This is a genomic window from Micromonospora sp. Llam0, from assembly GCF_003751085.1.
In the GTDB taxonomy this organism is placed as follows: domain Bacteria; phylum Actinomycetota; class Actinomycetes; order Mycobacteriales; family Micromonosporaceae; genus Micromonospora_E.
Map to the genome: position 1 here is coordinate 1,915,351 of NZ_RJJY01000001.1, position 13,892 is coordinate 1,929,242.

Genomic DNA, 13,892 nt, shown 5'->3' on the forward strand with positions numbered 1-13,892 from the left:
ATCCTGAATGGTTGGCCGGATGTTCATCCAAGAGTCGCCGGACGTTCGGCTTCGGCGCGTTGCGCTCGGTGGCGGTGCCGCCGGCAGGACTGGAGTGGTTGGACACAACGGCGGTCCCGTCGTCGAGGTTGACGCGTCGGAGGTGGCGGTGACGGGACAAGCTGTGGTGTTCGGTGCTGGCGGTGACGGCTGGGCCGGCTGGCAGTTGGGGATGCTCGTCGGACTCGACCGGGCGGGTGCCGGACTGCGTACCCCGGACCTGGTGGTGGGGACGTCGACCGGTGCCCTGGTGGCGGCGCTGGTCTATGGCGACGCTGGCCCTGCCGCAGCCGTGCGGACCGTACGGCGGGTCGGGACCTGGCCGGTGACGGCCCGGCAGAGCGACTACGAACTGGTTGACGAGACCCGCCGGAGCCTGCGCGCCGGCGGTGCCACGTCGTCGCAGGCCGGAGTGCAGCTCGGTCGGTTGGCGCTCGCCGCCGACCCGTCGGACGCCGCCGTCTCGGCCATGGCGGACCTGCTGCGGGACCACCGCTGGCCCAGCGCGCCCCGGCTGCTGGTCACCGCGGTCGACGCGGACAGCGGTCAGTTGGTCGCGTGGGACTCGACGGCCGGCATAGCCCTGCCACGCGCGGTGGCGGCCAGCTGCGCGCTGCCGGGGGTGACCGGGCCGGTGGCGGTGGACGGCCGCCGGTACGTCAGCGGCGCGGTCCGTTCGACGAGCAACCCGGACCTGGCGGCCGGCGCGGCGACGGTGATGGTTCTGGCCGATGGCGGGCCGGCGGAGGTCGAGGCGGCGGCCTGGTGGGACCGTCCCGCCGCCGGTTGTCCCGCCACGCTCGTCTTCCTGACGCCGGACGCGACAGCGCGAGCCGCGTTCACCGGCGACCCGGATGATCCTGTCGTGTTCGCGGCGGCGCTCGCCGCCGGTGAGCGCCAGTCGTCCGGGTACGCCAGCCAGGTTCGCGCCCGCTGGGGGACGTCAACCGAGCACGGCGGCGATCAGCAGCAGGGTGACGGCGGTGGCGACCGTGGAGAGCACCACCGAGTCGCGGGCGAGGCGTTGACCGCGCTGGTACCGGGTGGCGAAGATGAAGACGTTCTGCGCCGTCGGTAGCGCGGCGGTGACCACCGCGGCGAGCAACGCGGTGCCGCTGAGGCCGAGACCGTGTCGGGCGATCAGATAGGCCACCGCCGGCTGGCCGAGCACCTTGAGGGCGACAGCCGTGTAGCGTTCCCGGGCCTGCGGGTCGGCCGCCAGCGGCCGGCTTCCGGGCAGGGACATTCCGAGGGCGAGCAGAGCCAGCGGTACGGCGGCCGCACCGAGCAGCTCGAAGGGCCGCAGCAGTTCGGCGGGGGGCTGCCACTGGCTGACCGCCAGCGCCAGGCCCGCGGCCGAGGCGATCATGATCGGGTTGCGGGCCGGCAGGGACAGCAGCCGACGGACGGACGGGCGGCGGTCGCCGGCGGTGAGGTCCAGGACGGCGAAGGCCACCGGTGCCGCGACGAGTACCTGGAACAGCAGCACCGGCGCGACGACCGAGACGTCGTCGAGCACGTACGCCGCTACCGGGATGCCGAGGTTGGCTGCGTTCACATAGGACGCGCCGAGCGCGCCGATGGTGACGTCGCCGGCCGGCCGGTGCCACAGCCAACCGGCGAGTGCCAGGTAGCCGGCCGCCACCACCACGGTGCTCGCCAGGTAGGCGAGGAAGGCGGGGGTGAACACCTCGGTCGGGGACGTGTCGGCCAGGGTGGTGAACAACAGCGCCGGTGTCGCGACGAAGAAGGCCAGCCGGGCCAGGACGGCGGTGCCGTCCGGGCCGAGCAGCTCGAAACGGCCGATCAGGTACCCGATCAGGGTGACCGACCAGATCGCGGCGAACCCGGCGACGATGGCGCGCATGTGATCATCCTGCCGGTTCGCCAATAGCACCGAGGTCGGGTATCCAGAGCGAGCAATCGATTACGGTGCGCTTGTCAATCATCACATTTCTGCAACGCAGTCCGGTATTGACCCGGGAGCGTGTGAACGGCAGCATCGGTTCGTGCGCAGCCGCCGGCACACCGGGTTGTCCCCTGTGTCCGGTGCTGGCTGCCGCGTCCCACCCGGCTGCCGTTGCGTACGGACACCAGCCGGCGGCCGGGGATGCACGCTCCCGGCCGGAACTGTCTAGGAGGACCATGTCGGTCAGCCCTGCCTCGCCGCGCGCCGGCTGGTCCGGTTTGCCACCGTCTGGTGCGGCCCGTCCGCCCGCCGCTCCCCGGCGGGGGACCGGCCCGGCGATGGCGACCGTGACCGTCACCGTGTCGATTCCGCTCACCGCTGGCGAGGAAGCGCTCTCGTCGTCCGCCCGCCGGTTGTTGGAGGCCGCCCGGGAGCTGGTGGAACGAGGTGAGGCGACGGTGGAGATGCCGGCGGTCGACGCGGCCCGCGCGCAGCCCGGCGCGGTTCTCGACCAGATCGTCGCCGGCCGTGACGGGCTGGCTCCGACGGCGGCGGCCGGCGGGGCGTTCACCGACCCCGCTACCCGGTCGCGGCGGACCGCCACGGTCGCCGTGCCGGCACTGCACGTCATGGTCGCTTCGCGGACCGTTCTGTTGGATGGCGAGCCGCTGCTGTTGACCCGACTCGAGTTCGACCTGCTGCTGCACCTGGTGGAGAACCCTCGCCGGGTCTTCACCCGGCTGCAGCTGCTCGCCGCGGTGTGGGGCTACGAGCACACCGGAGTGCGTACCGTGGACGTGCACATCCGCCGGCTCCGCGGCAAGGTGGGCAACTCGCCCCTGATCACCACCGTGTACGGCGTCGGCTACCGACTCGCCGACGACGTCCGGATCACCATCGACACCACCGGCTGACCACCCCGCCGGCATCGGCGAGGCCCGAGGGAGCGTGGCCGGCCAGGGGGTCGGCCGGGTTTGCCTGCCGTCGGCGACGGGTAAGTGGCGGATCTTCGCGGCGACCCGGCACCGGAGTCCGAGCCGGTCGTGGCTCGCCGTACTCGATCTGAAGGGGGACGGGCGCATGCTGACGCATGACGTGAACCGGCGACCGGGTCTCGGTGCACCGGGAACCATCGGCGTACCGGGAACCATCGACAGTGATCGGATCCACGCCGCGCTGACCAGCCGGTACCAGGAGCTGACGGCTGAGTACGAGCAGGCGATGACGCAGAGCCAGGTGCTGCGGCTGGTCGAAGGGGGCGACACCGCCGGCGACGACCAGGCCGACAGCGGTACGAAGACCGCCGAGCGGGACGCGGCCCAGTCTTTGATCCGTACCATCCTGGAGCGTCGCACCCAGTTCGAGCATGCCCTGGCCCGTCTCGCCGCCGGCGACTACGGGCGTTGCGAGGGCTGCGCCGCGGCCATTCCGGTGGAGCGGCTGGAGATCTATCCCTCGGCCACCACCTGCGTCACCTGCAAGCAGTCTCGTGAACGGCGGGCGGCCTGACCGCCGCCGCCCGGATCACGAGCGCCCCCCCGGATCACCGGCACCACGAACCGACGAGGGAGCACGAAATGACGACTGCCCAGTTGACTGCCATTGACGCCACGGTTGACAAGACCAACCGGTTGCTCAGCGAGATCGAACACGAACTCGGCTGGCCGGCCCAGCGCCGCCAGCAGTCCTACTCGGCGCTCGCCGCCGTGCTGCACACATTGCGCGACCGGCTACCACTGGCCGAGGTGGTGCAGCTCGCGGCGCAACTGCCGCTGCTGGTCCGCGGGCTGTACTACGAGGGATGGGACGCCACCTCGGCGCCGGCGAAGCTGGACCGTGCCGAGTTCGTCGCCCGGGTGCGACGGGACTTCCCGTTCGACGTCGAGGGCGGCGCCGAACAGGTGATCCGGACGGTAAGCCGGGTGCTGCGACGGCACGTCAGCTCCGGCGAGTGGGACGACGTGCTGGCCACCGTACCGGTCGAACTGCGCGATCTGTTGGGCGACTGACGCCGCTGCCCGCGCCGCTGCGGGCTGCGGCCCGCCGTCACCGTACGGTCACCTCGGTGGCCAGCCGGCGTCGGTGGTCGACCTGTCGCTGGGCGCCGACCAGCCGGACCGCGACCCGGTGACGGACGTCGGTGCTCGACGCGGCCAGCCGCAGCTCCAGGTCGCCGGGCTCGACGACCCGCCGCCCGTCCCGCCCGGTGAAACACGACAGGTCGGCGGAGAAGTCGAACTCGACCCAGCGCGCCTGGCCAGCCTGCAACGGCACCCGGGCGTACCCGACCAGCCGGATCACCGGTCGGGTGACCTGCGCCACCGGATCGTGCAGGTACAGCTGGACGATCTCACTGCCCGCCCGGTCACCGGTGTTGCGTACCCGCAGCCGGATCCGCAGCGTCCCGTCGGTGCCGATCTGCGCCGGGGCCGCACCCCAGCCGTGCTCGACCCCGTCGACCAGCGGCGTCGACCACTCGAACGAGGTGTACGACAGGCCGTGGCCGAACGGGTACAGCGGACCGGGATCCACGTTGCTCACCTCGGTCCGGTGCCCGAGCAGCGGGCTGAGGTAGCTGGTCGGCTGGCCGCCGGCCAGCCGGGGAACCCCGATCGGCAACCTGCCGGACGGGCAGATCCGGCCGCTGAGCACACCGGCGACCGCGCCGCCTCCCTCGGCGCCGGGGAAGAACACCTGCACCACCCCGGCCAGCCGGTCGGCGTACCGGCCGAGCGCGTACGGGCGTCCGGTCAGCAGTACCAGCACCACCGGAGTGCCGGTGGCGACCAACGCCTCGATCAACTCACCCTGCCGTCCGGGCAGTTCCAGGTCGGTGGCGTCGCAGCCCTCGCCGGAGGTCCCGGCGCCGAACAGCCCGGCCCGGTCCCCGACCACCGCGACACAGACGTCGGCCCGCGCCGCGGCGTCTGCGGCCACCACGATGCCCGGGGTGTCCTGCCCGTCCACCGGGCCGGTGGCGACGTGTTCGATGGCCGCCGCAGGCAGTTCGGCCCGCAGCGCGGCCAGGACGGTCTCCATCGGAGGCTGGTCCCCGATGCCGGCCGGGACGGTACCGACGTGGCTGGGGAACGTGTAGCAGCCCAACAACCCGGCGACCGAGTCGGCCAGCGGTCCGACCACCGCGATGCGGCCCCGCTCGGGCAGCGGGAGGACGGCGTCGTTGGCCAGCAGCACCACCGATTCCTCGGCCAGCCGCCGGGCCAGGTCCCGGTTCGCCGGCGGGTCCAGGTCGATCCCAGGCCCAGCAGACCGCCCGCCCGCCTCGCTCGTGCGGTCCACGCCGGCCAGCGCCGGTGGCACCGGATCCCAGTCCGGGTCGAGCAACCCCAGCTCACACTTCTGCCGCAGGACGCGGGTGACGGCCCGGTCGACCACCGACTCCGGTACGGCGCCCTTCCGGACCGCCTCGACGAGCGGGGCACCGTAGCACCGTACCGCCGGCAGTTCGACGTCGACCCCGGCGCTGAGCGCCAGGGCGGCGGCGGTACTGGGACCGTCGGCCACCCGGTGCAGCAGTTCCAGGAACGAGACACCGAAGTAGTCCGCGACCACGGTGCCGGTGAACCCCCAGCGGCCCCGGAGCAGATCGGTGAGCAGACCGCCGTCCGCCGCCGCCGGGACGCCGTCCACCTCCGCGTACGAGTGCATCACCGACCGGGCGCCGCCGTCGCGGACGGCCATCTCGAACGGTGGGAGCAGGACGTCGGCGAACTCCCGCGGGCCGACCGACACCGGCCCGAAGTTGCGCCCCGCCCGGGAGGCCGAGTAACCGGCGAAGTGCTTGAGGGTGGCCACCACCCCGGCCGATTCCAGCCCGCGTACGTATGCGGTGCCGATCGTGGCGACCAGGTACGGATCCTCGCCGATGGTCTCCTCGGTGCGACCCCAGCGGGGGTCCCTGGCCACGTCGAGCACCGGGGCCAGTCCCTGGTGCACCCCGACCGACCGCATGTCCTGCCCGATCCGTCCGGCCATCTGCGCCACCAGGTCGGGGTCGAAGCTGGCACCCCAGGCCAGTGGGGTCGGGTACACGGTGGCGCCCCAGGTCATGAACCCGGTCAGGCACTCCTCGTGGATCAGCGCGGGAATACCGAACCGGTTGCCGGAGACGATCTCGGCCTGCAGTCGGAGTAGCGCGCGGGCGCCGTCGGCCGGAGTCACCGCTGCGGTGCCGAACGGTCGGGTCAACTGCCCCAGGCCGGTATGCAGCAGGTCGGCCCAGTCGACCGACTCGTCGACCAGGTCATGCTGCAGCGGGGCCATGTCGTCGATCGAGGCGTTGGCGCCTCGCCAGTAGCTGTACAGCTGTGCGATCTTCTCCGTCAGCGACATCCGACTGAGCAGGTCGAACACCCGTTCCTCCACCGGTAGGGTGGGTTCGCGCCACGGCGCTGACCGGTTGGGGGCCTCGTCCAGGGCATGGTCCTTGCCGCTCACCGGCAGCCTCCTGTCGATCGTCTCCGCGCCAGTCTGATCCCGGCGTCGCCGGACCGTCGCGCCTGTTTTCCGACATGTTTCCGGAAACTTGCGGCCCCGTCGAGATCCGGCGGCCCACAGTTTGCTGGCAGTGTCCGGGTATGCTCCCGCATCGTGGGGTCCGGAAGTGCCCCACCCGGCTGTCGATTGGGCCACCGCCGCCGGATGTTCCGGAAAGTTCCAGTCGGCGGCGTGGCCGACCCGGTCGCCGGCATCGGCGACACACCGCCGGCCGGGTCGATGCCAAGCGTTTTCCAACTGCGGCAAGATAGGGCCCGGACTCGGCGTACGGAGCCGGACCGGCTGGCGGAAGGTTCGGCCGTACGCTGAAGCCTCGACGAAGGAGCTGCTGCCGTGACGGTCGATGAAGGACGCAGGATCACGATCACCGCGATCGCCCAGGAAGCCGGTGTCTCCGTGCCGACCGTGTCACGGGTGCTCAACGGCCGCAACGACGTCGCCCCGCAGACCCGTGAACGGGTCGAGGAGCTGCTGCGCCGGCACGGCTACCGACGGCGGGCGACCCGGTCCCGCGCCGGTGCCAGCCTGATCGACCTGGTCTTCAACGACCTGGACAGCCCGTGGGCCGTGGAGATAATCCGCGGCGTGGAGGATGTCGCGCACGCGGCCGGGGTCGGTACCGTCGTCTCCGCCATTCACCGCCGGTCCGCGTCGACCCGGCAGTGGCTGCAGAACCTGCGTACCCGGGCCACCGACGGTGTCATCCTGGTCACCAGTGAACTCGCTCCGCCGTTGCACACCGAACTGCGACGGCTCAACGTACCGATGGTGCTGGTCGACCCGGCCGGCGTCCCGAGCCTGGACATCCCCACCATCGGGGCTACCAACTGGGCCGGCGGACTGCGGGCGACGGAACACCTCATCTCCCTGGGACACCGCAGGATCGGCTTCATCGCCGGTCCGCCCCGGCTGCTGTGCAGCCGGGCCCGGCTCGACGGGTACCGGGCCGCGCTGGAGGCGGCCGAGATCCCGCTGCGCCCCGAGTACGTCGTCCCCGGCGACTTCTACCATGAGTCCGGCTTCGCTGGCGCGGCCGCGTTGCTCGACCTCGACGAACCACCGAGTGCGATCTTCGCGTCCAGCGACCAGATGGCCCTCGGCGCCTACGAAGCCCTGCGGCAACGCGGTCTGCGGGTCCCGGACGACGTCAGCGTGGTCGGCTTCGACGACCTGCCCGAGGTGCAGTGGTCGTCACCGCCGCTGACCACGGTGCGCCAGCCGCTGGCCGAGATGGGGCTGCTGGCGGCGCGGACGGTGCTGCGTCTGGCGCAGGGGGAACCGCTGGAGACGCCGCGGGTGGAGCTCGCCACGGAGCTGGTCGTGCGGGACAGCTGCGCGCCGTACCAGGAGCTGTGATCCTCAGCCGGTCCCGGTTCACGCGAGGTTAGTGACGATCCGCCCCGGGTACCACCCGCAGGCAGGACCGTGCCGGCGCGAAACCGGCGCGCGTCGACCGACCCGCAGGGGGCAGCCATGACACTTGACGACGACGACATCCGCAGCACCGGGCCCGCAGCGGGTCACGGCCCCGCTGACGGTGGGGCGAATCCGGCTGGGCGTGACGGTGGCGCCGACGGTGGTGCCGGTCCGAAGGCGCAGGAGGGCCCGGCTGACGGTGGGGCGAATCCGGCTGGGCGTGACGGTGGCGCCGACGGTGGTGCCGGTCCGAAGGCGCAGGAGGGCCCGGCTGACGGTGGGGCGAATCCGGCTGGGCGTGACGGTGGCGCCGACGGTGGGGCGAGCCGGCGTTGACCCAGCTGCCCACCGCGTCACGCGGTGCCGGCACCGGCGGACCCGGACTCACCGACCGGACGCAGATCGCCACGTCACCAGGCCCGCCGGGCGGTGCGGACGCGTCCCGCCGCCCGGCGGCGCTGACCCGGTGCGTTGCCGTGGATCCGGCGAGCTTCGCGGATGTCTACTGGGGGCGTGAACCGCTGCTGTCCCGCGCCGTCGATCTGGGCGGCCCCGCCGGATTCACCGATCTGCTCGACCGCCCCGCAGCCGACCAACTGCTGAGCCAGCACGGCCTGCGTACCCCGTTCGTCCGGGTGGCCCGGGACGGCGAGGTGCTCGCGGAGCCGACCTACACCGCCGGCGCCGGCGCCGGCGCCGAAATCGACGACCAGGTGCTCGACGAGCGGGTGTTGGGCCTGTACGCGGACGGCGCCACCCTTGTCCTGCAGGGCCTGCACCGGCTCTGGCCACCGATCATCTCGTTCGTCGGCGAGTTGTCCACCACGCTGGGCCAGCCGTTGCAGGCGAACGCCTACCTCACACCGGCCGGCAGCCGTGGATTCGCCACCCACTACGACACCCACGACGTGTTCGTCCTGCAGACCGAGGGCCGCAAGCGGTGGCGGGTACATGATCCGGTACTGATCGATCCGCTGCCCCAGCAGACCTGGTCGGGCCGGGCCGACGAGGTGGTCGCCCGGTCCGGGTCCGCACCGGCGCTGGACGTCGTGCTCGGCCCCGGTGACGCCCTCTACCTGCCCCGAGGCTGGCTGCACAGCGCCACCGCGCAGCAGGAGAGCTCGATCCACCTCACCATCGGGGTCCGCGCGTTCACCCGCTATTCGCTGGTCGAGGCGCTGCTCGAGCTCGCCGTCACCGAGCCCCGGCTGCGTACGTCGCTGCCGTTCGGCGCCGACCCGGGCGAACCGGCCGGGATCACCTCGGAGCTGACCGCGACGGTGGCGGTACTGCGTGACTGGTTGGCCTCCGTCGAGCCGGACCAGGTCGCGGCGCGGATGCGCCGCCGGGCCTGGTCGGCGGTCCGCCCGGCCCCGCTGCCCCCATTGCAGCAGGCGGACCGGATCCGGACGCTGACCGTCGACGATGTCATCCGCCGCCGACCCGGGTTGCGCTGGCGGCTCACCTCACAGTCGGACGACCGGGTCAACCTGCAGATCTTCGACCGGACGGTGAGTTTTCCGGGTGGGTGCGTTCCGGCCCTGCGGACCGTGCTGGACACCGCCGGTGTCCGGGTCGGTGACCTGCCCGGGCTGGACACCGGCGCCGACCAGCTGGTGCTGGCCCGCCGTCTGCTGCGCGAAGCGGTCGCGATCGCCGGATGATCCCCCGGGCCGGGCGGCGTCCCGCCGGCTGATCCCCCCCGGGCCGGGCGGGTCAGCCCAGCCCGGTCAGCAGGGCGGCGGTCGCCGCCAGGCCGGCGACCAGCACGATCGACACGGTACGCAGGTCGAGCACCGCGTGCCGACGGTCGGCCAGCGCCTTCGCCGGAACCAGCCCGAGCAGCGGACCGACCAGGGTGACGACGAGCGCGATCACCGGCATCCCGACCGCCAGGTCGCCGCCGTAGCGCTGGCCGGCCCACCGCGCGGCGGTGGACAGCCCGAACGCGGCGGCGGCCCCGGCGGCGCCGAACAGCGCCAGCACCGGATACGCCGCTCGGGGCACGGGACCCACGTCGTTGGACCGCTCGACCAGGGCACGGGCGGCCGCGAGCCAGTGCTCCGGATCGTCGTCGACGGCGGTACCAGACGGCGGCGGCAGCGGCGCCGGGAGGCCACCGAGCCGTCCGGCCAACGGCCCGAACCGGTGACCGACCTCGGTCCAGATGTCGGCGGCCGCCCGGTCGACGTCCGCCAACTCCCGGCTTGCCTGCTCGTGGAGCTGGTGCAGCTCCGCCAGGTCGGCCTCCACCTCGGCCACCGCGGCCTGCGCGCCGTCGCACCGTTGCGCGTACCACTGCTGCGCTTCGTCCCGGCGGTTCTGCAGCGCGGCGGCGAGCTCGGCGAGCCGGCGCATCAGCTCGGGGTAGGAGGCGTCCATCAGGTCAGCCCGTACGGGATGATGACCTCGGCGCTGCGGTGCACCGCCCGGTCGAAGAACAGCGCCCGCCACGGCCGGGGATACCAGGCCGGGCCGCCGGCCCGGGGGTACAGCGGCGGTCCGAGGTCGGAGCCGTGCACGTCCAACGCCACCCAGGCACCGATCTGGTCGGTCCGTGAGCCGACCCCGCCGAGGTCGTCGCGCATCCGGGCCACCCCGCGCCACCAGCCCAGCACGTGGATGTGCCGCTCCGGCCCGAGGTGCAGCACCCGGCGGAGCCGGTCCAGGCCGGAGCGGCCGGCGAACTTCGCCGCCAGCCGTCCGGCGGCGGCGTCGACCGCGTACAGCACCAGGAAGTGTGGGCGGACCGGACCGTCCAGCACGTCTGCGGAGAGCCGGTCGGCGGTGTCCGCGAGCAGCCCGCCGACGGTATCCAGGTCGTACAGCCCGGTGCCGGCCGGTAACGCCGCGTGCAGCCGGTGGGCGGCGGCCTCCGCGTCCGGGTCCAGACAGGCGATGTCGAACCGCGCCGCGCCGGGCGGGTACTGCCGGGCCAGCGACCGGGCACCGGCGTCGAGCAGGGCGCACGCCTCGTCCACCCGGGTGCCCAGTACCGCGAGATTGCGTCCGGGCGCCCGGGCCAGGCCGAGTCGGGCGGAGCGGGCCAGTACGTCGATCGTCTCGCCGAGCAACGCCACCGGTACGCGTGGTCCGTCGCTGTCGGCGGCCAGCGCCTGGTAGTCCGGTGCTTCGGCCAGCCGGGGTACCACGTCGCCGTCGAACAGCCGCGGCGTGGGCAGGTCGGCGGACCGCCGTCGCCACAGCCGGTGTTGCAGCTCCTGCCAGGTGTCCCGGTCGCTGGCCGGCGGAACCCGGACGACCTGGTTGGCCTCCATCGCCCCGGACTCGGCGTTGACCACGGCGTGATGGCGGGGCAGTGACTCCGCTGCGGTGTTGGTCTCCGGCAGGACGCGGCGGGCCTTCGGCAGCGCGATCCGTAGCGCGAACTGGGCGATCAGCGCGGTACGCCCCCACAGCGCCTGGATACCGGAGACGTCCTGGGACGCCAGGATCAGGTGGATGCCCTGTGACCGGCCCCGCCGGGCCAGGTCCTCCAGCAACGTCGCGGCCTCGGTGGCCAGCGCGTCGTTGCCGGCGAGCAGCACCTGGAACTCGTCGATCACCGCCACGATGCGCGGCCACCGGCCCTGTGGGTCCTCGGCGCGCAGCTCCGCCAGCTTGGTCACCTCGTGGCGCTTGGCGGCGTCGGCCCGCTGCCGCAGTTGCGTACCGAGGAAGTGCAGCATCGCCAGGCCGAACTCCCGGTCGGTGTTGACGTTAACCCCGACCAACCGGACATGTGGCAGGAAGCTGGGGTCCCGTCGGCCCGGCGCGAACCGGGCAAAGGACACCCCCTCCTTGAAGTCCAGCAGGTAGAACTCCAGCTCGGTCGGGGAGTAGCGGGCGGCCAGGGCGCCGATCCAGGCGTAGATCAGGTTGGTCTTGCCGGTGCCGGACGGCCCACCGATCAGCGCGTGCGGCGGATAGTCGCTCAACGTCACCGTCACGGGCCGGCCCTGCGGGCTGTCGCCGACCGGTGCGGTCAGCCCGGCGGTGGCATCCTCGGTCCACTCCAGTTCGGGCAGCAGATCAGTGAACACCGCCGGGACCGGACCGGCGGCGACTGCGGCGGCGATCTCCCGGCAGGTACGGGTGACCAGCTCGGCCGGCGGTGGCGGGTCGATCCGCACCGGTAGCTGCGGGTAGCCGCTGACCCGGGCCGTGCCGCCGGCGACCGACACGGTGGTCACGGCCGGCGCCGTACCGAGCGCGACCCCCCGGACGATCAGGTGGACGCCGCAGGCGGCACCGGCGCGGGTGATCCGATCCAGCTGAGCCCGTTCGTGCCGGGACAGCTCTTCCCCGGGCCCGCCCAGCAGGACGGCGATCCGCCACGGCTCCGGCCGTCGGCCGGTGGCCGCCGCCAGCTCGCTCAGCGATCGGAACTCTCCGGCCAGCACCGTCTCGTTGATCCGGCGGATGTGGTCGACCAGTTCGTCCAGGTGCCGGCCGAGCCCGCCGGGGCCGGCGAAGGTGAGCAGGCCGGGTCCGGCCAGCGGGGCGAATCCGGCGAGGCCACCACCGAGCTGTTCCGGGTCGTAGCCGGTCAGCCGGATGGCGCCGGGCGCGGTACGGCCGATGATCCGCAGCAGCAGCGCGGACAGCACGGCGTCACATCCCGCGCGGTCAGCGCCGTCCAGCGCCACGTGGCCGTGGTCCAGCACCGCGACGAGCGCGGGTACGGCAGGACCTCCGGCCAGCCCGGTCAGGCCGATCCGGGCAGCTCCTGGCGCTTCCGTACGTGCCGCCGGGGTGGGATGCCAGCGGGCCCAGTCGTCGGCGGCGGCTCCCGGTGCCGCCTGGTCCGCCGCCGCGACGGCTCGCCTGGTGGTCACCGTTATCTGGTCGCGGTACTGCTCGGCGAGGTCGGCGAGCCGGCGGTCGCGGTGCACTGCGGCTCGGTGCGGCACCTGCTCGGCTGCCCGGCGTACCCGTTTGAGCTGCTGTTCCGCTGCGGCGATGTCCTGTTCGACGTCGTCGAGTCGGTTGCGGGCCGCCGCCCGGGCATGCCCGAGCGCCCGGCGGACCGCGGCTACCAGCTCGGCCCGCGCGTCAGGCATCGCGCCCCCGCAGCGGTTGGGGCTGCTCCGGGCGCAGCGTCTGCGGCTCGCGGTCGAGCAGCCGCAGCAGTACGCCGGTGAGTACCGCACCGGCGACCGCCGAGTCGGCCGGGTGCGGCGGATCCGGGGGCTGCCCGGCCTGGTCACCGTCGGCCCGGTGACCGTCGCCGCGCCGCTCGTCGGCCGGCACCCGGCAGATCCGGGCGAGCAGGGTCTGCAGTACCGGATCCGGCATGCCGGGGAGCAGCTCGCGTACCCGTCGGGTGGTGGCGGAGGCGAGCTGACGCAGGTCCTCGGCCTGCGGCTCGTGGTCCAGCAGGTCCCCGGCGAGGCGGTGCAGCAGCGGTGGGGTGACCGCCGCGAGGTTCAGCCCGGTCGGCGCGGCCACTGCGGCGAGGTCGCGGTGCAGTCCGGCCCGGTCCTCCCGACGGACCGCCGTCGCGACCCTGCGCAGCAGCTCGGCGGTGTCGGTGGCGGCTTCCGGTCCGGGCGGGGCGGTCGCGGCGTCTGGCCCTGGCCCGACCCCGGACTCCCGGTCGGTCAACTCCGCGACCCGGGCGGCCCACCAGTTGCCGAGCTCGGGAGCGGCGGGCGTGCCCGCCCGCCCGGTGCCGCCCGGTGCCCCCGTCGCGTCCCGGTCGCCGTCCAGCGCCGCCCGCCACCCGCCGTCGCCCTCCGACGCCGGGCCGGCGCCGAAGCCGATCGCCGCTAGGTAGTCGTCCACCGACTGCGCAGCCACCCGCATCGCGTGACCGGCCTGCTCCGCGTGTTCGGTCGCGCCGGTGAGCTGCGGCACCGCCAGCGGGTCCGCCGACTCCTGGCGGACCCAGATGAGCAGCTCGGTCGCGGCGCGCAGCCGCTGCACCGCGACCGTGAGCTGGCCCACCGGCAGGTCGTCGGTCGCCGCCCGGACCCGGGCGGCGAGATTCTCGGCGAGGGACATCGGT

General features: G+C 73.4%; 10 protein-coding genes and 1 pseudogene. 6 read left to right on the plus strand and 5 right to left on the minus strand.

The window, feature by feature from the left end:
- Positions 1 to 19 precede the first annotated feature (19 nt).
- A pseudogene (locus EDC02_RS41450) lies at positions 20 to 718 on the plus strand (patatin-like phospholipase family protein); the annotation flags it as partial.
- 264 nt (positions 719 to 982) lie between these two features.
- Here EDC02_RS41450 and EDC02_RS08580 read toward each other — a convergent pair.
- On the minus strand, positions 983 to 1,906 hold the full coding sequence (locus EDC02_RS08580; RefSeq protein WP_123604626.1) for an AEC family transporter: 924 nt from the start codon (positions 1,904 to 1,906) through the stop codon (positions 983 to 985).
- A 278-nt stretch (positions 1,907 to 2,184) separates the two neighbouring features.
- Here EDC02_RS08580 and EDC02_RS08585 point away from each other — a divergent pair, with 278 nt between their 5' ends.
- The 3 genes from EDC02_RS08585 (at position 2,185) to EDC02_RS08595 (ending at position 3,957) form a co-directional block, all read left to right on the plus strand.
- A complete protein-coding gene (locus tag EDC02_RS08585) occupies positions 2,185 to 2,862 on the plus strand; it encodes a winged helix-turn-helix domain-containing protein (RefSeq protein WP_123601479.1) in 678 nt (225 codons plus the stop codon).
- A 166-nt stretch (positions 2,863 to 3,028) separates the two neighbouring features.
- Entirely contained in the window at positions 3,029 to 3,457 is a 429-nt protein-coding gene (locus tag EDC02_RS08590; protein ID WP_123604627.1) for a TraR/DksA C4-type zinc finger protein, read from the plus strand.
- A gap of 68 nt (positions 3,458 to 3,525) precedes the next feature.
- Entirely contained in the window at positions 3,526 to 3,957 is a 432-nt protein-coding gene (locus tag EDC02_RS08595; protein WP_123601480.1) for a DUF2267 domain-containing protein, read from the plus strand.
- 37 nt (positions 3,958 to 3,994) lie between these two features.
- On the opposite strand, the gene EDC02_RS08600 is transcribed toward EDC02_RS08595, so the two are convergent.
- Positions 3,995 to 6,406, minus strand: a complete 2,412-nt coding sequence (locus EDC02_RS08600; protein ID WP_233605809.1) for a beta-glucosidase — start codon at positions 6,404 to 6,406, stop codon at positions 3,995 to 3,997.
- Positions 6,407 to 6,799: 393 nt separating this feature from the next.
- On the opposite strand from EDC02_RS08600, the gene EDC02_RS08605 reads away from it, so the two are divergent.
- Complete coding sequence (locus EDC02_RS08605; RefSeq protein WP_123601481.1) at positions 6,800 to 7,822, plus strand: LacI family DNA-binding transcriptional regulator; 1,023 nt, start codon at positions 6,800 to 6,802, stop codon at positions 7,820 to 7,822.
- Between the two features lie 401 nt (positions 7,823 to 8,223).
- On the plus strand, positions 8,224 to 9,546 hold the full coding sequence (locus tag EDC02_RS08615) for a cupin domain-containing protein (RefSeq protein ID WP_370461524.1): 1,323 nt from the start codon (positions 8,224 to 8,226) through the stop codon (positions 9,544 to 9,546).
- A 52-nt stretch (positions 9,547 to 9,598) separates the two neighbouring features.
- Here the strand turns inward: EDC02_RS08615 and EDC02_RS08620 are convergent, their stop codons facing one another.
- From EDC02_RS08620 to EDC02_RS08630, 3 genes are read right to left on the minus strand one after another with little or no spacing between them, the layout of a single operon-like run.
- A complete protein-coding gene (locus EDC02_RS08620; RefSeq protein WP_123601483.1) occupies positions 9,599 to 10,264 on the minus strand; it encodes a hypothetical protein in 666 nt (221 codons plus the stop codon).
- Positions 10,264 to 12,945, minus strand: coding sequence for an FtsK/SpoIIIE domain-containing protein (locus tag EDC02_RS08625; protein ID WP_123601484.1), 2,682 nt, complete (start codon positions 12,943 to 12,945; stop codon positions 10,264 to 10,266). Before EDC02_RS08625 ends, EDC02_RS08620 begins: the two co-directional genes overlap by 1 nt.
- On the minus strand, positions 12,938 to 13,888 hold the full coding sequence (locus EDC02_RS08630) for a hypothetical protein (RefSeq protein WP_123601485.1): 951 nt from the start codon (positions 13,886 to 13,888) through the stop codon (positions 12,938 to 12,940). Before EDC02_RS08630 ends, EDC02_RS08625 begins: the two co-directional genes overlap by 8 nt.
- Positions 13,889 to 13,892: the final 4 nt, after the last annotated feature.